Source organism: Promicromonospora sp. NPDC050249, assembly GCF_040656015.1.
GTDB lineage: Bacteria > Actinomycetota > Actinomycetes > Actinomycetales > Cellulomonadaceae > Promicromonospora.
In genome coordinates this window covers 1-24,904 of record NZ_JBFAKY010000007.1, presented here as the reverse complement: position 1 = coordinate 24,904, position 24,904 = coordinate 1, and the positions used below count along the sequence as shown (strand labels likewise).

Below are 24,904 nucleotides of genomic sequence, written 5' to 3'. Positions count from 1 at the left end.
GTGTGCGAAAGAGTCGCTGGTGGAATGGGTGACCGGGTCGCACGATGGAGGCATGGAGAAGACATGGCTCATCACCGGAACGTCCACCGGCCTCGGCCGCGAGTGGGCCGAGGCAGCACTCGAACGCGGCGACCGCGTCGCCGCCACCGCCCGTGACACCAGCGCCCTGGAGCCGCTGAGCAGCAAGTACGGCGACGCCGTCCTGCCCATCGCCCTCGACGTCACCGACCGCACCGCGGTGTTCGACGCCGTCACCCGCGCCGCCGAGCACCTCGGCCGGCTCGACGTGGTCGTCAACAACGCCGGGTACGGGCACATCGGCCTGGTCGAGGAAGTCACCGAGGCCGAGCTCCGCGCCCAGCTCGAGACCAACTTCTTCGGTACGGTCTGGGTCACCCAGGCGGTCCTGCCGATCATGCGCGCGCAGCGGTCCGGAAGGATCCTGCAGGTCACGAGCGAGGGCGGTGTCCGCGCCTACCCCGGTTTCGGCGCGTACCACGCGTCCAAGTGGGCGGTCGAGGGTCTGTCCGAGTCGCTGGCCCAGGAGGTGGCGGCGTTCGGCATCCACGTCACCAACGTCGAGCCCGGCCCCTATGCCACGGGGTTCGCCACCGCGGCGCACGTCAGCGCCCCGAACCCCGACTACGACGAGGTTCGCGAGGCGACCGCCCCCGACTTCCAGGTCGGCGACCCGCATGCGACCCGGGACGCGCTGCTCCGGATCGCGGACGCCGAGCAGCCCCCGCTGCACGTCCTGCTCGGCAGGACCTTCACCGAGGTCGAGCAGATCTACGCCGAGCGCCTGCGCACCTGGCGCGAGTGGGAGCCGGTAGCGCAGGCGGCGTTCGGGGCCTGAGACTTGCCGCATGCACGACACGTTCGATGGACCCGTGCTCGACGCCGGGCTGTGGGTGCCCCACTACCTGCCGCACTGGACGACGCCGGAGCGGTCGGCCGCCAGGTACGACTTCGTACCCGGCGGCCTCCGGCTGCGAATCGACCACGACCAGCCGGCCTGGCGGCCCGAGGACGGCGAGATGCGCGTCTCCAACCTCCAGACCGGTACCTGGACCGGCCCGGTGGGCGGCACGCGGGGCCAGCACCGGCACCGGTCGGACGGCCTGGTCGTGCGGACCGCCACGCCGACGCGGCGCCTGTGGACGCCGTCGGCGGGCGAGGTCGAGGTGGTCGTGAGCGCCTCCTCCGACCCGCTCTGCATGGTGGGCATCTGGCTCGTCGGGTTCGAGGAGAGCTCGCCCGAGGACTCCGGGGAGATCTGCCTGGCCGAGCTGTTCGGCGACCAGCTGGGTCCGGACGCCTCGACGGTGCGGCTCGGGATCAAGGCGCACCACGACCCTCGCCTGCGGACCGACCTGGCCGACGTCCGCCTGCCGCTGGACGCCACCGCCCCGCACTCCTATGCGGCGCAGTGGGACGCCGCCGGCGTGCGTCTGCTCGTCGACGGCGCCACCGTCTGGACGTCGGACCAGGTCCTGGCCTATCCGCTGCAGCTCATGATCGACCTGTTCGAGTTCCCCGCCGGGCCGCGGGACCCCGGCCATTACCCCCGGACCGCGGTGGTTCGGTCGGTGACCGGGACGTCGTGAGCCGCCGCGTCCCGGGACCGGGTCAGATGGTGCGCGGCGCCCTGGCCAGGTTCGCCTTGAGCTCCTCGGCGTTCTGGCGGGACACGTAAGCGGGCCGGTCACGCTCGGCGCGCCACGACTCGCTGAGCGGCCCCGCGTTGACGGTGTCGAAGCCTGCCTCGTCGTAGAACCGGGTCACGCGCTCGACGGCCTCCGGGTAGTCGCTCGCCGTGACGAGGGCCCGGCGGTTCTCGGTCCCGGCCGGAGTGCCGTCCGTCGTGATGTTCGCCGCCATGATCTGGTTGAACGCCTTGACGACCTTCGAGGTGGGCAGGTGCTCCTGCAGCAGGCCGGAGACCGTCGCCTCGCCACGGTCGAGCGCCTCGACGCGGCCGTCGCGCTCCCAGTAGTAGTTGTTCGTGTCGAGCACGATCTTGCCCGCAAGGGGCTCGACCGGGAGGTCGCGGTAGGACTTGAACGGCACCGACACGACGGCGACGTCTGCTGCCTCGGCTGCTTCCTTCACCGTTGCCGCCCGTGCCTTCGGCCCCAGCTCCGCGACCAGGTCGGCGAGGGTCTCGGGACCGCGCGAGTTGGCGATCACCACCTCGTGGCCCTGTGCGATGGCGACGCGCGCCACCTGGCTGCCGATGTTTCCCGCTCCGATGATGCCGAAAGTAGTCATACGGTCGGCAACCCCAGGCATTCGTGACGCATTCCGTCCGCGCGAGTTCCGTATGTCACGAGCGTTCGTACGATGGCGTCCATGGCGAACGGCGATGCGGGATCCCACGGGCGGTCGTACCGGAAGGGTCCCGAGCGGCGCGCGCAGATCCTCCTCAGCGCGATGGCGCTGTTCGCCGAGCGCGGGGTGGGCGCCTCGCTGCGCGCCATCGGCGAGGCCATCGGCGTCTCGCACGCCGCGCTGCGGTACTACTTCGCCAACCGCGACGAGCTGCTCGTCGAGGTCTACCGGGCGCACGAGTCCCAGGTTCACGAGGCGCAGGCACACGAACCGTCGGCTCCCGAGGAGGTCTCGGCGGTCGCCATGATGGAGAGGAGCGCCGAGCGGAACCGCTCCATCCCCGGGCTGGTCGAGCTCTACGCGACGCTGACCACCGACGCCCTGCAGGGCGAGCAGCACCCGGCGACACGCGAGTTCGTCCAGGCGCGCTACGTGCGGGTCCGGTCGGATCTCGCCGAGCGGGTCCGGGCCGGTCAGCGGTCGGGTGCGATCGCCGCCGACGTCGACCCGGACGACGCCGCCGCGCTGGTCGTCGCAGCCTCCGACGGCCTGCAGCTGCAGTGGCTGCTCGCCCCGGACGAGGTCGACGTCCGCCGCTCGCTGGAGCTGCTGGAACGGCTCCTGCCGGGCGGTGGACCGACCGGGCCGGACGAGGCGGCCGAGGCGTGAGCGCTCGGCCGCCCGCCGTGCACCGCTGACCTACACCGCTGACACGACCGTGGGGTCCCAGCCCTCCGGCAGCGGCGCCACCGGGCCGATGGCAGAGTCGATCTCCACGGGCTTTCCGGCGTCCGCCGCGTCGCGGACCGCGAGCAGGATGTCCAGCACGTGCGCGGCCACCGCCCCCGACGCGCGTTCGGTGCCGCCGTCGCGGATCGAGCGCACCAGGTCGACCACCCCGGCGCCGCGCCCGAGCTGTGGGCCGACCGCGGGGAGCGTCGTCGGCTCGTCCGATCCGTACCGCCACAAGGACGAGTCGCCGTCGAAGGTGTTCGGGTCGGGCAGGACGATGGTGCCCTCCGTGCCGTTGATCTCCACGAGCCCGTTCCGGGGCAGAGCGTGCTGGAACGAGAACGTCGACTGTGCCGAGCGCCCGGGGCCGAACTCGATGAGCGCGGCGTGGTGGGTCGGCACGAGCACGTCGAACACCTCGCCGGCCCGGGGTCCGCTGCCGATCGTGCGGGTCGGGCGGGAGGTTGAGGCGACCGCCTGGACGCGCGTCGCGGAACCGAAGACGTGCACGAGGGTCGTCACGTAGTAGGGGCCCATGTCGAACAGCGGTCCGCCCCCGACCGCGAACAGGAAGTCGGGGCTCGGGTGCCAGGCCTCCGGGCCCGGCACGTGGAACATGGTCGTCGCGGTCAGCGGCTCCCCGATGTCACCGTGCGCGATCGCCCGCAGCGCGGTCTGGATGCCCGCGCCCAGCACCGTGTCGGGGGCGCACGCGACGCGCAGGCCGCGCGACTCGGCGTCCGCGAGAAGGGCGGCCGCCGCGTCGTGGTCGAGGGCCAGCGGCTTCTCGCTCCACACGTGCTTGCCCGCGGCCAGGACGCGGTGCCCGACGTCGGCGTGCACCGCCGGGACGGTGAGGTTCACGACCACGTCGATGTCCTCGCGCGCCAGCAGCTCGTCCACGGTTCCCGAGGCCGGCACGCCGTACGCCTGGGCCTGCGCGGCGGCCCGTGCCTGGTCGAGGTCGGCGACGAACCGGACCTCGACGTCGGGGAACCGGGTCAGGTTCTCCAGGTACTGGGTCGAGATGTTGCCTGCGCCGATGATGCCGACGCCCGCGGCCCCTGGCCTGGTCGCCCCGGTCACCGGTCGTTCTCCGCCAGCCAGGCGAACGACTGCGCGATGCCCGCGAACACGTCGCCCGCGTACGCGTCGAACTCGATCACGCGGGTCGCCCGGGGAGCCGCGGCCAGGATCGCCGGTACGTCCACCGCGCCGGACCCCGCGGGCTGCTGCGCCTGGACGTCGCCGTCGAGCGTGCCGTCCTTGACATGGATAAGACGGACCCGGTCACCGAGCGCGGCCAGCAGTGCCGGGGTGTCGGCCCCGCCGACGCTCGCCCAGTAGGTGTCGACCTCGAGGACCACCGCCGGATCCAGGTGCTCGACGAACAGCTCGAGGGCATGCCTGCCCTCGATCCGGGTGCTCAGCTCCCAGGCGTGGTTGTGGTACCCGAACTCGAGGCCGCGTTCGGCGGCCAGCACCGAGAGCCCGTTGACCCGCTCGGCGAGCTCGGCCACCTGCTCCGCCGTCTGCCAGTGCTCGGCGGGGACGAACGGGTCGATCACCGTGGCCATGCCCAGCGTGGCCGCGGCGTCGAAGATCGCCTCGGGTGCGTCCGAGCCGAGCACCGGCGCGTGTCCCGACGGCGCGGTGATCCCCGCGGCCGCGAAGGCGCGGCCGTACTCCACGGTGCGTTCGTGGAAGGCGTAGGGCTCCACGTGCTCGAGCCCGATCTCGGCGAGGCGCGCTACCGCGCCGTCCAGGTCCTCGGCGACCGCGTCTCGGACGGTGTAGAGCTGTACTGAGGTGGTCGGCTTCGTCGTCGGCATGGAACTCCTTCGTTCGGCATGGTCAGCACGACGATCGTACCCAGAAATTCTTACAGTGGAAGATTTTTCTCGGAAGCCGCCCAAGTGATCCGGCAGGGGCCTGTACGGTGCCCGTCATGCTCTACGTCCTCGCTGCGACAGTCCTGCAGGGCACGGTGGCAGCGCTTCTCGGGGAGTCCGGCTCGCTCGGCGAGAACCTCTGGTACACCCTCGTGGCGTTCCTCCTGGCCGCGGGGCTCGCAAACCTGCGACTCGTGGTCACGCCGGGCACCCGGCCGGTGCCGCTCCGGGACACCGTGCCGATCAACCTGCTCACGGCACTCGTGTTCCTGTGCTTCTACGTGTCGCTGGCCTTCGTTCCCGGCTCGGTGACCACCGGCATCGAGACCGCGCTGGGCCCGCTGGCCGCCTGGGTGCTCACCCGGCGCACGGGGAACGTCTGGCTCGCACTGGCGGTGCTCGGCGCGGGGGTCGCCTTCTGCCTGGTCCGCAGTGCGTCCGGGACACCGCTCGCGGATCTCGCGATCGGCGCGACGCTGGCCGCCGTCGCCGGGGTCGGTGCGGCGGGGATAGCGACGGAGTCGGTGCGCCTGTCGGGGCTCGGGCACAGCCCGAGCGCCATCCTCGCGTGCCGCTACCACCTGACCTATCTGCTCGCCGCGGTCGGCGTGGCCTGGCACTGGGCGGGGAACGGGCCGCCGTCGCTCGACTGGCCCCACCTGGTCGTGCTCTCGCTGCTCGGCGTGGTCGCACCGCTGTGGCTGCTCCAGATCGGGCTCACCCGGACCAGTCCCGTCGCCGCGATGGCGATCATGTCCACGCTGCCCGTGATCAGCTACGTCACCGAGGTGCTCCAGGGCTCAGCGCAGGTCTCGTGGTCGCTGCTGCTGGCCGCCGCGGTGGTGGTGCTGGTGTTCTTCGCGAACCGGTCGGCGAGTGCCTTCGGGCGCACCTGAGCACTCTGCTCAGCTGCGCGCCGGCCGACCGAGAGACTCATCATCTCCCGGTCACAGGTTCAAGTCCTGTGCTTGCCCGGGCCTCCAGCCACCAGCTCAGCCGACCTGTCCCGTCCAGGTGCGCCAGCTGGTGCGGCGCCGCCCGGTCCAGGTTCGACTCCGCGCCGAGCAGCGGTTCGACACCGATCGACCGGTACGGCGCGTCCTTGGGCCAGCCGCCGAGGTTGCGCCACACCACGAACGACACGGGGGCCGCGTATCCGGGCTCGACGCCCCAGCTCAGCGAGAGCCGGTCGGCGCCGTCCACGATGTCGACCCGGTCGGTGGCGACGACGGCGCAGCGGGCCGTCCCGTCGTCGGGGCCCAGGACATCGAAGGACACCCCGTCGCCGTCCGGCCAGACGGACGACACCGTCGCGCCCCGCTCCGGCCACTCGACCACCAGCACGTCCGGTCGCCCGGGCACCTCCAGCCGCGCGCCGGGACCGACGTCGAGCAGCATGTGCACCGCGTGCAGGACGGCGGCACCGGGCGGGCCCTCGATCGCGTACCTCGCCCGCACGACGCCGTCCTCCGCGTCCAGCCGACGGCGCAGGGTGAGACCGCCGGCCGAGACCGGCGCGACGTCGACGCCCGGCTCGCCGTCGTCGGCGGCCCACGGCCGAGACCACACCTCGCCGTGGTCGCTCGGACCGTTGAGCGTCGGGAAGCACTCCTCGCCGCCGCCCGCGTCGACGAACGCGTCGCCCGGTGCGACGGCGGCCCGCTCGGCGTCGGGGATCCGCGGGTTGTGCCAGAGCCACTCGCGCTCGGGTGTGGCGAGCGACGTCCAGCGGCCGCCGAACGCCAGGTCGGTCCGTACGGTCAGGGGGCGTCCGGCGCCGGCCGGTCCCGCCACGGTCACACGCGGTCCAGGATCATGACCGCACAGTCCTCCCAGGTCCAGCCGATCGCAATCCCGTCTGTGATCAGCTCCTTGCCCCTGAACGTGCTGGTCCGCGCGTCGCCGCGCAGCCGGTACCGCGCGTCCGGGTCCAGGTCGCGGAGGTGCACGGTGAGATCGGCAGCACCGGGCCGCCGCCATGCGAGCACGACGACGGCGTCCGCTGCCGTGTACTGCACCGCGCACGCCTCGTGCGACGGCGCCCCGTGCCGCCGCACCCGCCCGGTGTGCACCACGGTCCGGATCGACCGGTACAGGTCCACCAGGGAGGAAGCCCGCTCCCGCGTCGCCGCGTCCCACGCCAGGAGGTCGGCGCCGATGCCGAGCACGCCGGCCATCGCGACGACGAACCGGAACTCCAGGCTCGCCGGCGCGCCCTCCCGGTCGCGGTCCAGCAGATCCGGCAGGTCCGTGACCCAGGAGCTCATCGTCCAGGCGGGCAGGACGCCCAGGAATCCGTGCTGGATCGCCAGCCGGTCGCGCGGTCCGGTCTCGTCGCTGGGCCAGACGACGTCGGTCCGCGCGAGCACCGCGTGGTCGATCCGCCCGCCGCCGCCCGCGCACGCCTCGACCGTCACCCGCGGGAACTCGGCGCGCAGGGCGTCGAGGATCCGGTAGTAGGCCTGGGTGTGCCGCCAGGACCAGTCGTCGCCGCCGAGCACGCTCTGCCCGCCGTCGGCGATCGAGCGGTTCATGTCCCACTTGAGGTAGGTGACGTCGCCGTCGTCCAGCAGGCGGCGCAGCGTGCCGAGCACCCACTCCTCGACCTCGGGTCGGCCCAGATTGAGCACGTACTGGTTGCGCAGGGTCTCCAGGGGACGACCGGCCACCTGGTGCGCCCACTCGGGGTGCGCGCGGTACAGGTCGCTGTCGGGGCTCACCGCTTCCGGCTCCACCCAGAGGCCGAACCGCATGCCGAGCGCGCGGACGCCGTCGGCGAGCGGGCCCAGGCCGTCCGGGTTCCGGTGGAGGTCGACGTCCCAGTCGCCGAGCGCGGCACGGTCGCTGGTGCGGCCGCGGAACCAGCCGTCGTCGACCACGAACACCTCTGCGCCCACCTCCGCAGCGGCCTGCGCGAGCTCGAGCTGGTGCGCCACGCGGACGTCGAACGTGGTGGCGAACCACGAGTTGTAGACGACCGGCCGGTGCTCCGGGCCGCGGGTGCGGGCCAGCGTCGCCTGGTACTCGTGCCAGGCCTGCGCCAGGTCGCCGGCGTCGCCCTCGACGCGGACCCCGGCGAGCACCGGGGTGGTCAGGTCTTCGCCCGGCGCGAGGGTCAGGATGCCCGACTCGTCGTCAGGCCCGGCGGCGATCCGGACGTGGTCGGCGAACGGTACGGCGTCCAGCGCCATCCGCCACGAGCCGCTGTATCCGAGCGCGACGCCGTAGCGGACGCCGGCGTCCGTTCCGGCGGAGCGGACCACGCCGTCCGTTCCGGCGGGTACGACCGTCACCACCGGCGCGTACGTGTGCGAGGTGATGCCCTGCCGGCTGCCGATGCTCAGTGTCCCCGCGCCGAGCTGCACGTCGAAGGGCGTGAACTCGCGTGACCACGCGCCGCCGAGCAGGTGCACCGAGGCCCCGGAACCGGCCGGGATCGCGAACGCCCCACCCCAGGCGCGCAGCAGCTCGATCGGCTGCTCCGAGGCGTTGTGCAGCTCCGCCCACTTCTCCACGACGTCGTGGGCGGGGTGGGTCCGCAGGTGCAGGCGCACGCCGAGGCCGAGCACGTCGTCGGCCAGCGGGCACACGAGGTGCGTCGCGCCGTCGTCGTCCCGCCCGAGCTCGACCTCACCAGAGAGCGCGAGGCGCGCGCCCCGCAGGCCGTCCGCCCGCCGGACCACGAGCTCGGCGCCGTGCACGTTGCGCGTGCCGAGCGCCGTCGCCTCCAGCGGGAGCAGGTCCAGGTCCGCCTCGAAGGACGACGTCGCGGCGGCGGGAGCGGGCCCGTCACCGCCGCCGGGCCCCCAGCCGACGGCGACCAGCCCGGCCCCGCGTGGCGCGAGCGCCACCGCGTACCGGCCCGACCGGGTCGGGAGCGTCCACGTCATTTGTTGGCCCCCACAAGAAGTCCGGACACGAACTGCTTCTGGAACATGAAGAACACGATCGCCGTCGGGACGGCGGCCAGCAACGATCCTGCCGCGACCACGTTCCACGCGCTCGCGTAGCCACCCTGGAGGTTGAGCAGGGCCGCGGTGATCGGGAACTTCGACTCGGTGCGCAGCACGGTCATCGCCCAGATCAGGTCGTTGAAGATCCACGTCGTCGCCAGGGCCGCGAGCGCCGCCAGCGCCGGCCGGGACAGCGGCAGCACGATGCGCCAGAAGATGCCGCCGGGTCCTGCGCCGTCGAGCCGTGCGGCCTCGAAGACCTCGGTGGGCAGGCTGCGCATGAAGCCGTGCAGCACGAACGTGTAGAAGCCGATGCCGAACCCGACCTGCACGACGACGAGCGCGGTGCGGGTGTCGGCGATGCCGATGGCCTCGGTGATGGCCGCGACCGGGACGAGCAGGATCTGCGGGGGCAGGAGGTTACCGGCGAGCATGGTGAGCAGGATGGTGCGGCGGCCGGGGATGTCGAACCGGCTGAGCGCGTAGGCGGCGACGGACGACAGCGCGAGGGAGGCGAAGACCGCCCACGCGGTGACGACGACGCTGTTGCCGAGCGCCTGGAGCACGCCACCGTCGGTGAGCGCCGTGGCGAAGCCCTCGGTGCTGAACGACGCGGGGAGGGCGCCGAGGCCGCGGCTCGCGATGTCGTCGAAGGACCGGACGGCGACGAACAGGACGAACACGATGGGGCTGAGCCACAGGAGCGTCACCGGGATCATCGCGACGTGCAGCCACGGGGAGCGGGCGGCACGGGGCCGCCGTCGGCGGCTGGCTGTGCCGGGCCGGGTGAGGGGTGGGGCGAGCGCTGACATGTCAGTCCTCCGTCCGGGCCTGGCGGGCGAGATAGGTGATGATGAAGCCGATCGCCAGGGCGAAGATGACCACCGCGATGGCCGAGGCATAGCCGAGGTTCCCCGTGGTGAACGCCTGCTGGAACATGTAGGTGCTCAGCAGCTGGGTCTCGTTGTACGGGCCACCGCGCGTCATGGCCCAGACGATGTCGAAGGTGCGCAGCGAGTCGATGACGGTCACGGCGAAGACGACGGTGTTCACGCCGCGCAGCTGCGGCATGACGATGCGCCAGAACCGCTGCCAGGCGTTGGCGCCGTCGACGGCGGCGGCCTCCTCGAGCGTCGGGTCGGTGCCCTTGAGGCCGGCCAGGTACAGCACCATGATGTAGCCGACCTGGCGCCACACGGCCGCGATCAGCACGGCCCACAGGGCGACGGCGGGGTCGGCGAGCCACTGGCGCTCCAGGTGCTCCAGCCCGAGCAGGCCGAGCGTGCCGTTGATCGGCCCTTCGGGCGCGTACATGACGCGCCAGAACAGGCCGCTGACGGCGAGCGAGACGACCATGGGCAGGTAGATGGCGCTGCGGTACAGGCCGACAAGGGGCCCCGGCTTGTTCAGGGTGACGGCCAGGACGAGCCCGCCCACCACCGACAGGCCGCCGAAGCCGAGGACCCAGATCACGTTGTTCCGCAGGGCGGTCAGGAAGATCGGGTCGTCCGCCAGGTCGCGGAAGTTCTGCAGGCCGACGGGTTCGGCCAGGCCGATCCCGTCCCACCGGGTCAGGGCGAGCGAGAACGAGTTCGCGGCGGGCCAGAACACCCAGAACAGCTCGAGCACGAACGGGACGAGCAGGAACACCCAGACCAGCAGCGGGACGCGCGCGAGCCGGGAGCGACGGCGGGGCCTGCCGCTCCCGGCCCCGTCGCGCTGCCGCGTCGCGGCGACAGAGGTCTGGGTGCTCACGACGCGAAGACCCCCTCGGCCGCCGTCTGCCACTCGTCCAGGATGCTCTTCATCGAGTCGGGCTCGGCGAGGAACTTGGTCAGGGCGGTGTCGGCGGTGGCCTGGAGGGCGTCGGAGGAGTCGCGGTTGAAGAACTGCGTGATCTCCTCGGTGCTGCTCAGCAGCTCGATGCCCTTCTGTACGAGCGGGCTGAAGGCGGAGGTGTCGACGTCGGGCGACGTCGGCAGGTTCGCGGAGCCGGACTGCTCGATGAACTGCTGCTGCGACTGAGCGGAGGCGAGGTAGCTCAGCAGGTCGAGCGCGCCCTGGTGGTTGTCGCTCTTGGCGGCCGCGAAGAACCCGTCGGTCGGCGCCTCCTCGGCGGTGGGCACCGAGTCGTTGATCACCGGGACCGAGAAGAAGTCGAGGTCGTCCTGCTGGTCCTCGGGGAAGTACGAGGTGACGAACGCCCCGACGAGGTACATCGCCGACTTGTCCTGGGCCATCGGCGTCGCGGCCTCCTGCGCCGAGTACGACACCATGTTCTTGTCGAAGTACGGGATGAGCCGCTTGTACTCCTCCATGACGGCGACGACCTCGGGGTCGTTGAACGCGTGCTCGCCGGCCAGCAGCTCCCGGTGGTACTGGGCGCCGTTGACCCGCAGGTTCAGGTAGTCGAACCACCCCGAAGCCATCCACGGCGTGGACGCCAGGCCGTTGGTCAGCGGGTTGATCCCCTGGCCCCGGAGGTTCTCGCACAGCGCGTGGAACTCGTCCCACGACGTCGGCGGCTCCACGCCCCACTTCTCGAACGACGACTTCTTGTAGAACACGCTCCACCAGTAGTAGTTGGTGGGCACGAAGATCTGCTTGCCGTCGGCACCCGACGAGAGGCCGCGCAGCGCGTCGGAGTACCCGGCGCACGGGCCGTCACCCTCCCACAGCGGTGAGACGTCGAGCAGCAGCCCCTCCTCGGCGTAGGACCGGGCCACGGAACCGGCGTACCAGCTCAGCACCTCGGGCGCGTCGCCGGACCGCAGGTAGTTGGTCAGCTGCGCCCGGAACTGCTCGGTCGCCACCGAGTTCATGGTGACGTCGCCGCCCGGGTAGGCCTTGACGAGCGCCTCCAGCGCGGCCTTCGGGTCGGCGTCCTGGATCGAGTTCTGCAGGGTCACGACGCCGGTGCTCGCACCGCCGCCGCCCCCACCGCCCGACGTCGTACCCACGCACGCGGCCAGCAGGCTCGCGGCGCCCAGCGTCATGCCGCCCGCGAGCAGCTGGCGGCGGGTCAGTTCGAACATCCTGGTTCGCTCGGACATCGTGGTTCCTCCTTCGTGCGCCCTCGTTGGCGCACTGGTGAATTCAGTGCAGTGCATTCAGTGCACGGAAACGGGTAGGTCCGCATCCGCAGTCGGTCCGGCCGGTGTGGGGCCGTGCAGCAGCTCCGCGCCCCGGCGGGCCACGCCGTGCCGCAGGTCGGCCGCATGTCGGGACGCTGCGAGCTCCGGCCGCCGGAGCAGGGCCTCGCCCGCCGCGGTGTCGTCGGCCAGGAGGGCGAGCTGTGCGTCCAGGAACAGCACTCGCCGGTCGCGCACCCGCAGCGGGTCCTCCTCGAACAGCAGGAGGTCGGGCAGCGAGGTGGCGAAGTAGTCCACGCGGGGCACCTCGACGGCGTACCGGTCGCGGTAGGCGCGCAGCGACGCCGTCAGCTCGTCCGCCGCGTCGTGCTGCCCGGTGCGGCGCAGGGCGAGCACGGTCCAGAACGTCTGCTCGCCGTGCTCCTGCGTGCTCATGTCGACGAAGTCGCCGCGCTGCGCCGCGGCGGTGCGCCACGCGTCGGCGGCGTCGCCGGGGTCCCCGGCGTCCGCCAGCGCGTCCCCCAGCAGCAGGTGCAGGTACGCGGTGCTGGCCAGCGGATGCCGCGCCTCGCCGAGGTTGCGCGGCGGCGCGAGCGCCGCCCGCACGTGCTCGACGGCGTCCCGTGCCCGGGCGTCGGCGAGCGCGTCCAGCGCGAGGTGGGTGTGCGCGCGGTCCCAGGCCAGCAGCGCCTGGCCCTCGCCGCCCTCCCAGGGGTGGAGCCTGCGCCGGCCGAGGATCGTCACGGCCTGGTCGGCCCGCCCTTCGGTGATCATCAGGTGCAGCGTCTCGACGGCGAGGTCGTCGCGGTCGAGGGCTGCGGGGCTGTCGTCGTCGGACGACCATGCACCTGCTGCCAGATCCGACCCCTGACTGGCAGCAGCTGCATGGTCATCCGACGCCATCAGCGCGTCGAGCCGGGCCGCGGGGCTGGTGCCCGTCAGCGCCGCCAGCTGGTCGCGCTCGTAGAGCAGGCGGGCGTCACCCGGCGCGGCGGCACAGGCCCGGGCGTAGGCGTCGCGGGCAGCGGTCAGGTCCCGCTCGTGGTTGACGGCGCCGAGACCGATGTTGCGCCAGGCGACGGCGTCGTCCGGGTCCAGCGCCACGGCCTGGCGCCACAGCGCAAGGGCGTCCGCGCGGCGTCCGGCGGCGTAGGTCCAGTGCCCCAGCAGCGACCGGGCGACGGCGTCGCCGGGTTCGGCGTCGGCCGCCTCCTGGAGCACCGCCGCGTCGGCGAGCCGGCCGGGAAAGCACCAGGTCGCGTCAAGGGTGCGGGCCCGAGCGCGCTCCGCTGCGGCTTCGGTGGCGCGGCCCGCGAGCCGCAGCACGTGCGCGCGGTGGTAGGCCGGCAGCGGGCCGACGGCGGTCTGGCCCGCCGGCCGGTGGTCCTCGCGGCGTTCGGCGTCGGCCAGGCAGGCCAGCGCTGCGTCGTGCTCCCCTGCTCCGGCGAGCTCGATCGCGACGTCCAGGAGGGTCTGCGCGTCGCCGCTGGCGGACAGCCCGTCCAGGTGCCGCAGCCAGGCGTCGAGCGGGTCGAGCGCGCGGGCCGCGGCCAGCACGGAGGCAGCCGCCTCCTGCTGCCCCGCCCGGCGGTGGCACACCACGGCGAGCGCGAGCGCCTGCAGGTGGTCCGGCTCGGTGCGGCGCACGTCGGCGAGCCGGGCGAGGGCTTGCTCGTGGCGGCCCGCGCGCGCGTCGAGCCGGGCCATCCGGTAGCCGGCGGGGGCTCGCCAGGCCCGCGCCCAGGCGGCCTGTGCGTAGGCCTCGTAGGCGGCCGCGTCGTCGCCGAGCTCCTCGCGCACCAGGCCCAGCAGGTAGACGGCGGTGGTGTCGCGGGGGCTGCGGTGCAGCCTGGTCAGGCGCCCGACGGCGCGTTCGAGGTGCTCGGCGGCCTCCGCGAACCTGCCCGCGACGTAGGCGCGCCGCGCGAGACCGACCAGGCTGTCTGTCTGCCCGGGGTCCCGGCGCAGCGCCTCGTGCCAGTACGGCTCCGGGGCGCGGGTGGCGTGCCGGTACAGCTCGAGGTGCGCCGCGATCAGCGCCAGCTCCTCGACGCTGCCGACCTCCTCGGGCGTGGGCGGCTCCTCGGCGGGAGCGGGCTCGGGGGTCTCGACAGGCTCGACCGCCGGCGTGGCGGGCTCGTCCCAGGTGACCAGCACCCGGCCCTCGTGGACGACCGTCACCGTGAGCGGCCCCGTCCCCGCGAGCAGGTCGTGCGCGAGCTGCGCCGGATGCGCCGGGTCGGCGTCCACGACGTCGGTCGCCAGGACGCGGTCGCCGTCCGACAGCGTCACCTCGATCCCCGTCAGGGGACGCGGCACGACGACGCCGGTCCGCGCCGTCGTACCCGAACGTGTCGCCAGCCGCTCCAGACGCACCGCGGCGTCGAGCGTGGCGCGGTCCACCGGCCCGACCTCGCGGAACGGGTACCAGAACTGGGAGAACACCTTGGTCTCGCCGGGGGCGAGGTGCGCGAAGTCCGGCTGGTTGTCCGTGAACACGCCGGCCATCAGCTCGACGTAGTGGGAGCCGTCGTCGGCCAGGTTCTCGTCCCAGGCGTGGCCGAACGGGGCGTTGCCCCAGGTCCACTGCTTCTTGCCGGGCGAGAGCGCGCGGTCGGCGACGTGCACGAAGCCGAGGCGGGCGGCGTGGTCGTACCCGCCGAAGAACTCCTCGGCGCTGGCCAGGCACATGTACGACGTCGGCACCGGGATGTTGCGGTACCAGTCGAGCTGGTCGCCGGTGAGCTCGGCGGCGTCGGCCGCGGTGCGGACCTCCCCCGCCCGGGCGGGGTAGTCGACGCCGTAGTAGGGCCGGTCGGCGTGCGGGAACCCGGTGATCGCGCGCCGCGCGTGGTCGGCCACGTACGTGACGTCGTGCGGGAAGAAGGACTGGTAGTCGTCGTCCACCTTGGCCGCGACGTTGGCCCACCACAGGAACGACTGCGGCAGCTCCGTGCGGTTGTAGAGCCGCACCGTCAGCTCCAGCACCGCGCTGTCCGGGCGCAGCCGCACCCCGTGCATGCCCTTCATCCGCGTGAACGGGTCGTGGTCGGAGCACCAGACGACGACGGCACCGTCGGGCTCCTCCTCGATCTCGACGTCCACCGGCAGGTACGTCGCCGGGCGGTGGTGCTGGGGCCAGTTGAGCTCCACGCCGCCGGCCACCCACGGGCCCGCCAGGCCGACCAGCGCCGGCTTGATCACGGGGTTGGTCCAGAAGAAGTCCTGGCCGGTGCGGCGTTCCCGGGCCACGTGGATGCGCCCGCCGAGCTCCGGCAGCACCACCACGCGCAGCCACTCGTTCTCGAGGTGCACGGCGCGCCAGGCCCGCTGGTGCGGCTCGTCGGCGATCTGGTGGTGGAACGGGAGCGGGTACACCCGCCCCGACGACCCCTGGTACACCCGCCGGTCCAGGTACGCGGGGAACCTGTCGGGCGGCAGGGGTTCGTAGGTGGTCAGGGTGAGCGGCGCCTCCCAGGCGGCCGCGGCCCGTCCGGCCAGGTCGTCGGGCCGGTCGGGAAGGTCGGGCAGTTCAAGCGCTGACTCCACATCGAGCATGTGACCGACGGTACGAACCGCCGGCCGACGCCGGAAGCGACGTATCGACGTACTTGCCTGGATGATCCGACGATCGGTGCCGACACCCCCATGCTGACGGCGCGGGGCCGGCGGGGCTACGCTCCAGGAGTGCGAATCCGCGACGGCTTCCCCGGACAGCGCCTACGGGTGCTGCCGACCGCCGTGGTCCGCGCGGCGGCGGGAACCGGCCCCACATCGCGGCTGCTGGTCACGGACGCGGGCTACTTTCCGCATGCGGCCAACCACGGCCGGGTCCGCAAGCACGGCGCGATCGGGACCATCGTCATCGTCTCCTCCGCCGGGCGCGGCTGGTGCCGCACCCCCGGCGGCCTGCACCGGATCTCGGCGGCGGAGGCCCTGGTCATCCCGGCCGGTGTGGCCCACGAGTACTGGGCGGACGACGACGACCCATGGACGATCTGGTGGATGCACGCCCGTGGGCCCGACGCCGACGAGTTCGAGCGGGACCTCACCGCGCACGCCGGGCCGGACGACGTCGCGGTGGTCGAGGTGCACGACCTGGTCCGCGTCGTCGCCGACCTCGAACGCGTGGTCCAGGCGCTGGAGACCGACGAGACCTACCCCAGCCTGCTGCGCTGCGCGGGGGCCGGCTGGTCGGTGCTCGCCCAGATCGGGGCCGACGCCGCCGCGGGCAGCCCGCTCCGGGGCGAGCCCGTCCGCGCCGCACAGGAGTACCTGCGCACCCACCTGGACACCGTCGTCGACGTGGCCGCGCTCGCCCGCCGGTTCGGCCTGAGCACGTCGCACTTCTCGGCCCGGTTCCGGGCGGCGACGGGCGGAGGCGTGGTCGAGTACGCCAAGCGGCTGCGGATGGCGCGGGCGTGCGAGCTGCTGATCACCACCCAGCTGCCGGTCTCCGACATCGCGCGCTCCGTCGGCTACCCCGACCCGTTCTACTTCTCGCGCCAGTTCCGCAGCGTCCATTCCTGCAGCCCGACGGACTTCCGCCGCGGCCTCCACGACCGCGAGCGCTGAACCCCGCATCGGATCGTCCAGGTAGATCCGTCGGCCCCTGCATTCCGTCCCGGCCCCGGCGCGCGCTTTGCTGAGCGGGTTCCTCCTTCGGCGCACCGCCGAACCGACGACGACGTCAGGAGACCTGGATGTTCACCGTACGTACCTGGGCGGCGAGAGCGAGTGCCGCCCTGCTCACGACAGCGCTGGCTGCGACGGGGCTCGCGGCCGGCGCCGCGGCAGCCCCGGAGCGGCCGGACGCCCCCGCCGTCGGCCAACCGCCGTCCAGCCCGAGCCCCACGCCCTACCAGGGCTGGAACACCTACTACGGCCTCGGCGGCGACTTCGGCGCCGACGAGGTGCTGGACGTGGCCGACTTCCTGGTCTCGTCCGGCCTGGCCGAGGCAGGCTACGACATCGTGTGGCTCGACGGCGGCTGGCAGGCCGACGTCCCCCGCGGCGCCGACGGCCGCCTGCAGGGCGATCCCGAGCGGTTCCCCGACGGCATGGCGGCGCTGGCCGACGCCATCCACGACCGCGGCCTGCGCGCCGGCATCTACACCGACGCCGGTCCGTACATCCCCGGGACCTGCGGCCTCGGCAGCGGCGGCCACTACCAGACCGACGCCGACACCTTCGCGCAGTGGGGGTACGACGCCGTCAAGGTCGACTTCCTGTGCGGCATCACCGCGGACCTGGACCCGCAGGAGGCGTTCACCGCCTTCGCCGAGGCGCTGCGGAACAACAGCTCCGGGCGGTCGATGATCTTCAACCTCTGCAACCCGGTCACCTCCCCGGACTGGGGCGACTACCCCGAGGAGCAGCAGTCCACCTGGTCCTGGACCTACGCGCCCGATATCGCGGAGTCCTGGCGCACCTACACGGACGTCGGGTTCGTGGGGCAGATCCAGTTCAAGGACGTGCTGCGCAACTTCGACGCCAACGCGCGGCACCCCGAGGTCGCCGGCCCCGGGCACTTCAGCGACCCGGACTACCTGGGCCCGGAGCTCGGTATGACCACCGAGGAGTTCCGCACCCAGATGTCGCTCTGGACCATCGCGGCGGCGCCCCTGATCATCTCCAGCGACCCGCGCACGCTCCAGCAGGAGTCGATGGACATCCTGCTCGACGACGACGTGCTGGCCATCGACCAGGACCCGCTGGGCATCCAGGGCACCCGGGTCGGCGCGGCGGGGACCACCGAGACGTGGGCCAAGCCGCTGGCGGACGGCTCGGTCGCCGTCGCGCTGCTGAACCGCGGCGACCGGCCTGCCGAGGTGTCGACGACCGCCCGCGACCTGGGCCTGCGCGGCCGGTCGTTCTCCGTCCTGGACACGTGGACGGATGCCCGTACGCAGTCGGCCGGCACGATCCGCGCCGCCGTCCCGGCGCACGGCGCCGCGCTGCTGCGCGTCACGCCCACCCGGGCCGCCGGCGTCCCGCGCCTGGTCACCGCCCCGCCGACGTTCACGGCGGTCGGGTCCGACGTCGTCGCGCCGACCACCGACCTGCTGGCAGCGGCCGGCGACCGGCTCACGACCGAGGTCACCCTGCACAACGACGGCGGCACGGCCGTGCGCCGTCCGGCCGTCTCGCTCACCGCGCCGGCCGGCTGGACGGTCCGCCCCGTCGGCCCGGCGCCGCGCCTGGTGCGGCCCGGTGACTCGGCCTCTGTCGCCTTCACCGTGGACGTTCCGCCGGGCACCGGAACGGGCAGCTACGACGTCGCCGCGACGGTCGCCTACGGCGGCGCCCCGGCGGGCACGACGCCGCCGTCGCGCGTGACGGTCGCGCCCGCCACGCCCAGCGGGAGCGCCGTCGTGCTGTCGCAGCACCCGTGGGTGAGCGCGAGCAGCGGGTGGATGGAGCCGGCCGTGGACCAGAGCGTGGGCGGCGGCTCGCCGCTCACGGTGGCGGGAACGGTGCATCCGACGGGGATCGGCGTCGCCAGCCCGGCGCACGTCCGGTACTACCTGGGCGGTGCGTGCACCCGGCTCACGGGTGGCGTCGGGATCGACGACGCCGTGAACAACGTCGGCCCGGAGGGCGGCACGGCGACCTTCGAGGTCGTCGGGGACGGCGAGACGCTCTGGTCGAGCGGCACCGTGACACGGGGCGCGGAGATCCCGTTCGACGTAGACGTCACGAACGTCCGCGACCTGAGCCTCCGCGTAGGCGACGCGGGCGACGGCGGCTACAACGACCGAGCCGACTGGCTCTCCCTGACAACCACCTGCTGACCCGTCGTCGAGTGCTGGGTATCTGTTGGTTCGGAGCGTCTGAGCCAACAGATACCCAGCACTCAACGCTCAGGACGGGCTTGTCCGGCGGGTCCAGATCGGCAGGCCCGCGCAGACCAGGGCGATCAGCAGCGGGTAGACCGCGCAGCGTTCGACCAGACCGATCAGGACGTTGGCCCCGGAGCCTGCCAGGGCGAAGAAGCCGACCAGCGAGACCAGGCCGAACACACCGAGCAGGACCATGGCCCTCGCCGCCTTCCGGGGGACGCCGATGAGCCGGTGCATCCGCCCGAGCACTATGGCGAGCACGTTGCCGCCGACGATGGCCGCCATGGCGCCGAGCCCGTGATAGGCGTCGGTGCCGTTCTTGATCGCCTCGGCGGATCCGGGGAAGAAGGCCAGCAGCACGCCGCCGGCGGCCAGAGCGGCCGCCGGCACGAGCGCTACCCAGCGGCGCCAGCCGCGCAGGCCCCGGAGCAGGGCGACGCCGGCGAGCGCCGCGATCCCGAAGAGGAAGAAGCCGGTGTTCATGACCCAGGCGAGCGGCGAGTTCATGAACTGCCCGAGCGCCTCCGAGGGGCCGCGGACCCCGAGGTTGCTGATGTAGTGGTACGTGTAGCTGTAGGGCGGATCCGTCCACGCCGCGGCGGAGATGAACTCGGCGAGGAAGAAGATCACCGTCGCTGTGATGAGCACTGCGCCCGCGGCACGGCGTTGCACGGTCCGATGCGCCTCGGGGGCGAGCGTCTCCGGCTCTGCAGGGTTCAAGGGTTCTTCTCCTGGCTCGTTTCACTGATTCGACTCCATAACTGTATCGATACCAGTTTTGGTGTCAAACCAGTTGTGCGGCCGATACAGTAATGTCGTCGGCATGGCCAACGCAGACCCACCGGGACGTCGGGAGCGCAAGAAGGCAGCCACGCGCAAGACGATCGTCGACGCGGCGACCACGCTCTTCCTGGCTCGCGGCTTCGACGACGTGAGCGTGCGGGAGATCGCCGACAGGGCCGACGTGTCCCCGACGACCGTGTTCGCGCACTTCCCGCAGAAGGAAGCACTCCTCTTCGACGACGAGGCCGCGCAGCACGAACGACTCGTCTCCGCGATCCGCGACAGGCCCGCCGGCACGTCCATCTCGACGGCGCTCCAGGACCACTACCGTGCCGAGCTCGCCGAGATGACGTCGCGGCCGAACGGGGCCCGCGTTCTCAAGCTGATGGAGTCGACGCCGTCGCTCGTGAACTACGCGTCCCGGATGTGGCTCCGCCACGAGGATGCGCTCGCGGCGGCCGTCGCCGAGGAGTTCGGGCAGCCGGAGCCGAGCGAGGAGGTACGGGTCTACGTGCGGTTCGCGCTCCAGATCCAGCTGCTCGCCTCGGACAGCGCCGACCCGGACGCGATGCTCAGCACGGGGTTCCGGGTCCTCGACCAGGGCTGGGACGAGTACGCGCGGCAGGCCGCGCCCGCGAACCGCTGACTTCACGACGTCTCGACGTCTCGACGTCTCGACGATGGAGTACATCGTCCGGCACGGCTGGATCACCGTGCGGAACGTCTCGTACCACTCAGTACGTCGCGCGGGGTGCGCGAGGCGGAACGTACCGGGTGAACGCCGCGTCAGTGTCCACGAAGATCGTCTCGAAGTTCTCGTCCCACGTCGCCACGACCTGGGTCTCCGCCGGCAGAGCGGCGGCAGACCGCCCCGTGGCGCGCGGGTTGAGCGGCGGCCAGACGCCGGTCCGCACGCGGTGCTCGAGCGCCTGAATCGCGACGATCTCCTCTGCCGCGGTCACCGTCGGGTGCCCGCCGCGCGCGACCCAGAGGTTGCGGATGTCGCCGCACTCGGCGCGGACATGGTCGGTGTAGGACCGGACGTCGGCCGCCGGAGCGCCACCGTCGCCGGTAGCGTGCACCGTCAGGATCGGGACGTCCAGATCGCCCGGAGAGGTGTGCTCGGCCATCCGCGCCCGCGCGGCGGGATCGGCGTCGTACCGCGTCCCGGCGGCGAGGGCGTCGAGATCCGCGCGGAGCTGGGCCTTGCCGAGACCCGCGGCCTCGTACGCCGCTTCCACGGTCCGGCGTTCCGCGGACCGGCGGAACAGCTCGTGGTAGTCGACGTCGGCGTTCGTGGACGGGTTCCCCCCGAACACCTCCGCGATGTGCGCCCGGTCCACGGGGCCGTGCCCGTTGAGGTAGGCGTTCACCACCCATTCGCTCAGCGCGTGGGCGGCTTCCAGCGGGTCCTCCGGGCGCGGGGTCGCGAAGTCGAACCAGGCCGGGACCTGGACCAGCGATCCAGCGAGCGCCAGGCGGGCATTCGCCTCGGGGTCGAACTCCTCGGCGTCGCCCAGCGCCTCGTACGCGGCACCGGTCAGGGCAGCCTGCGAAGCCTCCGGGTCGGTCGGGTTCACGATCTCGACCGGGTTGCCGTTCGCGTCCACCAGGTCGTCGAACAGGAGGGTCATCGCCGCGTACTGCACGTCGAGCGCGGCGTCCCAGCCTCCGAGCGGGTCGAATCCCGCGGACGTTCCGAGCACGCCGTCCACGCGCGGGTCCTCCTCCGCGTGCAGGGCCGCGATCGCGCCGCCGAAGGACTGACCGTTCGTGAGCGTCGTGTCCGGCTCGCCGATCTCGCCGGCGAACCAGTCCAGGACCCCCTCCTGGTGGTCGACGGCGGCGGGCAGCGTGTAGCCGAACCCGTCGTTGCCGAACATCGAGCCGGCGAGCGCGTAGCCCTGGCTGGTCAGCCATTCCTCGGTGCGGGAGTTGTTGGCGAGCTGGTCGGGGATCTCGAACCCCAGCTCCGCGAACTGGGTGGGGAAGTAGCCGTGCGCGAACAGCACGAGGGTGCCGTTCCAGTCGTCGGGAACGACGGCCCGGTAGTCCGCGCCGTCGATCGTTCCGGTGTACTCGACGACGTCGCCGGGCACCGCCTCCACGGCGGCGGCCGGCAGGGCAGATGCCGTCACGATCAGGGCGAGGGCCGATGCCAGGGCCGCCGGTCGTACCTGCTTCATGGTGTCGCTCCTCGGTGAGCGGCACGCTCGCTGCGCGCCTCCTGCACAGTTCGACGATCGACCGACGGGGTACTCATCGCCGTACCCGGAACATCTCCGAGAAGCCGCTAGCCGACCGGCACCGGGGCTTCGTCGAGCAGCTCCAGCAGGTGCGGGGCAGGCGAGTCCTGGCGCTCCCCCGAGTTGGTGACGACCGAGACGACCCAGTCCGCTCCGCCGTCCGGCACCAGCGGGACCACGGCCAGCCGGGCGGCCTGCGGCTTGGCCGCGACGTGCCGCGGCACGAGCGCGACGCCGAGCCCGCGGTCGACCAGGTCGAGCAGCGTGTGCACGTCGTTGACGGTGCACCGCACCAGGCGGTGCACGCCACGCGCGGCGAGGGCCTCGTCGTTCATCCGGCGGATCGCCCAGGAGGGGTGGAAGTCGATGAAGGTCTCGCCGCCGAGGTCTGCCCGGTCCACCACCGGACGGGACGCCAGCGGGTGCTCCGGCGGGCACAGGAGCACCACCGGCTCCCGGCCCAGTACGGCGCGCGGCAGGACGCCCACATGGTCCGACGTCGCGACGAACGCGGCGTCGAGGTCGCCGTCGCGCACCCCGGCCAGCAGCTCGTGCGAGCCCGCCTGGGTGAACGCGATCTCCACCCGCGGGTAGCGGCGGTGGAACCGTTCGAGCAGGGAGCCGACGTCGACGAAGCCGAGGCACTGCTCGGCCCCGACCCGCAGCGTTCCGGCGAGCTCGCGGGAGACCTGCACCACCGCGTCGCGCGCCTCGGTCGCGGAAGAGAGCATGGAACGGGCGAAGGGCAGCAGCGCGAGGCCGGCCTCGGTCGGTTCTACCTTGCGCGTGGTCCGCGTGAACAGCCTGGTGCCCAGCTCGACCTCGAGGTTACGGATCGCGGCGGACAGCCCGGACTGGGAGACGCCGGTGACCTCGGCGGCGCGGGTGAACTGCCGCTCGTCCGCGAGGGCGACGAGGTATTCCATCTGACGCAGTTCCATTAAGCAGTACCAGTTCTAGGAATGATGATGGGGAGTTGTTGGACTTCTAGGTTATCGCTTCCTAGTCTCAGGTTCGAACCCGTTGCGACACGAGGAGTAACTCATGCAGCACCGCACCATCGGCGGCCGCGCCGTCTCCGCGATCGGCCTCGGCGGCATGCCGATGTCCATCGAGGGGCGGCCCGACCGCGACCGCTCGATCGCCACGATCCACGCCGCCCTCGACGCGGGCGTCACCCTCATCGACACCGCCGACGCCTACCACCTGCACGCCGACGAGGTCGGGCACAACGAGGAGCTCATCGCCGAGGGCCTGCGCACCTACGGCGGCGACACCTCCGGCGTCCTCGTCGCGACCAAGGGCGGGCACCTGCGTCCCGGCGACGGTTCCTGGACCAAGGACGGCCGTCCCGAGTACCTCAAGGAGGCCGTGAAGGCGTCGGCCAAGCGGCTCGGGGTCGAGGCCATCGGCCTGTACCAGTTCCACCGGCCCGACCCGAACGTGCCCTACGGCGACTCGGTGGGCGCGATCCGCGACCTGCTCGACGACGGCGTCATCGAGATGGCGGGCATCTCGAACGCGAACCCGGACCAGATCCGGCAGGCGCAGGACATCCTCGGCGGCCGCCTCGTCTCGGTCCAGAACCAGTTCTCGCCGCGGTTCCGCTCGTCGGAGCCCGAGCTCGAGCTGTGCGCCGAGCTGGGTATCGCGTTCCTGCCGTGGAGCCCGCTGGGCGGCATCTCCAACGCCGGTGAGCTCGCCACGCGCCACGCCGCCTTCGCCGAGGTCGCCGCCGACCACGGTGTCAGCCCGTATCAGGTGGTCCTGGCCTGGGAGCTCGCGCTCGCGCCCGTCGTCGTGCCGATCCCCGGGGCCTCGCGGCCCGCCAGCATCACCGACTCCGCGGCGGCGGCAGAGCTCGAGCTGACCGCCGACGAGGTAGCGCGGCTCTCCGCCGCCTGAACCTCCCCCGACCTCCCACCCACCACAGGAGAAAATCCCCGTGAAGACCTTCACCCTGCCCGGGACTGACCTCACCGTCCCGAACGTGGTCCTCGGCCTCATGCGCATCCAGGAGAAGACGGACGAGGAGGTGCGCACCCTGGTCAAGACCGCCCGGGACGCGGGCATCTCGTTCTTCGACCACGCCGACGTCTACGGCTCCACCCTGCACGGCTGCGAGAAGCGGTTCGCGGAGGCGATGCAGCTGACGTCGTCCGAGCGCGAGGAGATCGTGCTCCAGACCAAGGCCGGCATCGTGGGCGAGGGCCCGTACTTCGACTTCTCGTACGAGCACATCATCGAGTCGGTCGACGGCTCCCTGGCTGCGCTCGGCACCGACTACATCGACATCCTGCTGCTGCACCGCCCGGACGCCCTCGTGGAGCCCGACGAGGTGGCGCGCGCGTTCGACGACCTGTCGGCGTCGGGCAAGGTGCGCTCGTTCGGCGTCTCCAACCACACGCCGGGCCAGATCGAGCTGCTGCGCAAGTCGGTGTCGCAGCCGATCGTCGCGAACCAGCTCCAGCTCTCGGTGACGCACGCGCCGCTCGTGGCGCAGGGCGTGGCCGCGAACATGCTGGCGCAGGACCAGTCGATCAGCCGCGACTCCGGCACCCTCGACTACTGCCGCCTGAACGACATCACGGTGCAGGCCTGGTCGCCGTTCCAGGCCGGGTTCTTCACCGGCGTCTTCCTCGGATCGCCCGAGTACCCGGAGCTGAACGCCGTGATCGACAGGCTCGCCGCGAAGTACGACGTGCCGGCCATCGCCATCGCGACCGCCTGGATCACGCGCCACCCCGCGCAGATGCAGGTGGTGCTCGGGACGACCAGCCCGGAGCGCGTGGCGGGCGCCGCCCTCGGGTCCGACGTGCCGCTGACGCGCGCCGAGTGGTACGAGCTGTTCCGCACGGCCGGCCACATCGTGCCGTAGCGCCGGAAGCCGCGGCTGTCGGGACCGGCAGGACCGGCCCCCGAGGTGAGTGCAGGACTGCGGTCGGGCAGGCGGTTCGCGTACGTGACGGCCTTGAACGTCTCCTCGTCGCGCACGAGTCCGAGGAACCCGACCTCCGCCGTCGGGAGCAGGCG

The 24,904-nt window shown here is 72.4% G+C and carries 21 protein-coding genes and 1 pseudogene; 9 read left to right on the top strand and 13 right to left on the bottom strand.

Going from position 1 to position 24,904, the window contains the following annotated elements; genetic code table 11:
- Nucleotides 1-52 precede the first annotated feature (52 nt).
- Nucleotides 53-856, top strand: coding sequence for an SDR family NAD(P)-dependent oxidoreductase (locus AB0I32_RS07235; protein WP_357504339.1), 804 nt, complete (start codon nucleotides 53-55; stop codon nucleotides 854-856).
- A 10-nt stretch (nucleotides 857-866) separates the two neighbouring features.
- Nucleotides 867-1,607, top strand: a complete 741-nt coding sequence (locus tag AB0I32_RS07230) for a glycoside hydrolase family 16 protein (protein WP_357504337.1) — start codon at nucleotides 867-869, stop codon at nucleotides 1,605-1,607.
- Nucleotides 1,608-1,629: 22 nt separating this feature from the next.
- On the opposite strand, the gene AB0I32_RS07225 is transcribed toward AB0I32_RS07230, so the two are convergent.
- Nucleotides 1,630-2,379 carry an NAD(P)-binding domain-containing protein gene (locus tag AB0I32_RS07225; RefSeq protein ID WP_357504335.1) on the bottom strand — a complete coding sequence of 250 codons (750 nt, stop codon included), beginning with the start codon at nucleotides 2,377-2,379 and terminating at the stop codon, nucleotides 1,630-1,632.
- On the opposite strand from AB0I32_RS07225, the gene AB0I32_RS07220 reads away from it, so the two are divergent.
- Nucleotides 2,353-3,000, top strand: coding sequence for a TetR/AcrR family transcriptional regulator (locus AB0I32_RS07220; RefSeq protein ID WP_357504333.1), 648 nt, complete (start codon nucleotides 2,353-2,355; stop codon nucleotides 2,998-3,000). The genes AB0I32_RS07225 and AB0I32_RS07220 overlap by 27 nt on opposite strands.
- Before the next feature lie 30 nt (nucleotides 3,001-3,030).
- On the opposite strand, the gene AB0I32_RS07215 is transcribed toward AB0I32_RS07220, so the two are convergent.
- Nucleotides 3,031-4,149 (bottom strand): Gfo/Idh/MocA family oxidoreductase, encoded by a 1,119-nt coding sequence (locus tag AB0I32_RS07215; protein WP_357504331.1) that lies wholly within the window; start codon nucleotides 4,147-4,149, stop codon nucleotides 3,031-3,033.
- The gene (locus AB0I32_RS07210; RefSeq protein WP_357504329.1) at nucleotides 4,146-4,895 is read right to left on the bottom strand and encodes a sugar phosphate isomerase/epimerase; all 750 of its coding nucleotides are present in this window, start codon (nucleotides 4,893-4,895) and stop codon (nucleotides 4,146-4,148) included. Before AB0I32_RS07210 ends, AB0I32_RS07215 begins: the two co-directional genes overlap by 4 nt.
- Before the next feature lie 116 nt (nucleotides 4,896-5,011).
- Here AB0I32_RS07210 and AB0I32_RS07205 point away from each other — a divergent pair, with 116 nt between their 5' ends.
- Nucleotides 5,012-5,851, top strand: coding sequence for an EamA family transporter (locus AB0I32_RS07205; RefSeq protein ID WP_357504327.1), 840 nt, complete (start codon nucleotides 5,012-5,014; stop codon nucleotides 5,849-5,851).
- Between the two features lie 40 nt (nucleotides 5,852-5,891).
- On the opposite strand, the gene AB0I32_RS07200 is transcribed toward AB0I32_RS07205, so the two are convergent.
- The 6 genes from AB0I32_RS07200 to AB0I32_RS07175 are packed head-to-tail and all read right to left on the bottom strand — an operon-like array spanning nucleotide 5,892 to nucleotide 15,558.
- Nucleotides 5,892-6,749: a hypothetical protein gene (locus tag AB0I32_RS07200; RefSeq protein WP_357504325.1), complete on the bottom strand. Its 858-nt coding sequence runs from the start codon at nucleotides 6,747-6,749 to the stop codon at nucleotides 5,892-5,894.
- Nucleotides 6,750-6,751: 2 nt separating this feature from the next.
- Nucleotides 6,752-8,845, bottom strand: coding sequence for an alpha-galactosidase (locus AB0I32_RS07195; protein ID WP_357504323.1), 2,094 nt, complete (start codon nucleotides 8,843-8,845; stop codon nucleotides 6,752-6,754).
- Complete coding sequence (locus AB0I32_RS07190) at nucleotides 8,842-9,720, bottom strand: carbohydrate ABC transporter permease (RefSeq protein ID WP_357504321.1); 879 nt, start codon at nucleotides 9,718-9,720, stop codon at nucleotides 8,842-8,844. The genes AB0I32_RS07195 and AB0I32_RS07190 overlap by 4 nt, the downstream gene beginning before the upstream one ends.
- A gap of 1 nt (nucleotide 9,721) precedes the next feature.
- The gene (locus AB0I32_RS07185) at nucleotides 9,722-10,663 is read right to left on the bottom strand and encodes a sugar ABC transporter permease (protein WP_357504318.1); all 942 of its coding nucleotides are present in this window, start codon (nucleotides 10,661-10,663) and stop codon (nucleotides 9,722-9,724) included.
- Nucleotides 10,660-11,961: an ABC transporter substrate-binding protein gene (locus tag AB0I32_RS07180; protein ID WP_357504316.1), complete on the bottom strand. Its 1,302-nt coding sequence runs from the start codon at nucleotides 11,959-11,961 to the stop codon at nucleotides 10,660-10,662. The genes AB0I32_RS07185 and AB0I32_RS07180 overlap by 4 nt, the downstream gene beginning before the upstream one ends.
- 57 nt (nucleotides 11,962-12,018) lie before the next feature.
- On the bottom strand, nucleotides 12,019-15,558 hold the full coding sequence (locus AB0I32_RS07175; RefSeq protein ID WP_357504314.1) for a DUF5107 domain-containing protein: 3,540 nt from the start codon (nucleotides 15,556-15,558) through the stop codon (nucleotides 12,019-12,021).
- Between the two features lie 129 nt (nucleotides 15,559-15,687).
- Here AB0I32_RS07175 and AB0I32_RS07170 point away from each other — a divergent pair, with 129 nt between their 5' ends.
- Nucleotides 15,688-16,575: an AraC family transcriptional regulator gene (locus AB0I32_RS07170; protein ID WP_357504312.1), complete on the top strand. Its 888-nt coding sequence runs from the start codon at nucleotides 15,688-15,690 to the stop codon at nucleotides 16,573-16,575.
- A 128-nt stretch (nucleotides 16,576-16,703) separates the two neighbouring features.
- Nucleotides 16,704-18,794, top strand: a complete 2,091-nt coding sequence (locus tag AB0I32_RS07165; RefSeq protein ID WP_357504310.1) for an NPCBM/NEW2 domain-containing protein — start codon at nucleotides 16,704-16,706, stop codon at nucleotides 18,792-18,794.
- Nucleotides 18,795-18,863: 69 nt separating this feature from the next.
- On the opposite strand, the gene AB0I32_RS07160 is transcribed toward AB0I32_RS07165, so the two are convergent.
- Nucleotides 18,864-19,562: a DUF998 domain-containing protein gene (locus tag AB0I32_RS07160; protein WP_357504308.1), complete on the bottom strand. Its 699-nt coding sequence runs from the start codon at nucleotides 19,560-19,562 to the stop codon at nucleotides 18,864-18,866.
- Between the two features lie 103 nt (nucleotides 19,563-19,665).
- Here AB0I32_RS07160 and AB0I32_RS07155 point away from each other — a divergent pair, with 103 nt between their 5' ends.
- Nucleotides 19,666-20,271 (top strand): TetR family transcriptional regulator, encoded by a 606-nt coding sequence (locus tag AB0I32_RS07155; protein WP_357504306.1) that lies wholly within the window; start codon nucleotides 19,666-19,668, stop codon nucleotides 20,269-20,271.
- Nucleotides 20,272-20,359: 88 nt separating this feature from the next.
- Here AB0I32_RS07155 and AB0I32_RS07150 read toward each other — a convergent pair whose 3' ends face one another.
- Both AB0I32_RS07150 and AB0I32_RS07145 read right to left on the bottom strand, forming a co-directional pair.
- Nucleotides 20,360-21,811, bottom strand: a complete 1,452-nt coding sequence (locus tag AB0I32_RS07150) for a hypothetical protein (protein ID WP_357504304.1) — start codon at nucleotides 21,809-21,811, stop codon at nucleotides 20,360-20,362.
- Nucleotides 21,812-21,918: 107 nt separating this feature from the next.
- On the bottom strand, nucleotides 21,919-22,797 hold the full coding sequence (locus AB0I32_RS07145) for a LysR family transcriptional regulator (protein ID WP_357504302.1): 879 nt from the start codon (nucleotides 22,795-22,797) through the stop codon (nucleotides 21,919-21,921).
- Between the two features lie 118 nt (nucleotides 22,798-22,915).
- Here AB0I32_RS07145 and AB0I32_RS07140 point away from each other — a divergent pair, with 118 nt between their 5' ends.
- Both AB0I32_RS07140 and AB0I32_RS07135 read left to right on the top strand, forming a co-directional pair.
- Complete coding sequence (locus tag AB0I32_RS07140) at nucleotides 22,916-23,776, top strand: aldo/keto reductase (RefSeq protein ID WP_357504300.1); 861 nt, start codon at nucleotides 22,916-22,918, stop codon at nucleotides 23,774-23,776.
- A gap of 40 nt (nucleotides 23,777-23,816) precedes the next feature.
- A complete protein-coding gene (locus tag AB0I32_RS07135) occupies nucleotides 23,817-24,749 on the top strand; it encodes an aldo/keto reductase (RefSeq protein ID WP_357504299.1) in 933 nt (310 codons plus the stop codon).
- 62 nt (nucleotides 24,750-24,811) lie between these two features.
- Here the strand turns inward: AB0I32_RS07135 and AB0I32_RS07130 are convergent.
- Nucleotides 24,812-24,904: pseudogene (locus AB0I32_RS07130) on the bottom strand (uracil phosphoribosyltransferase); the annotation flags it as partial.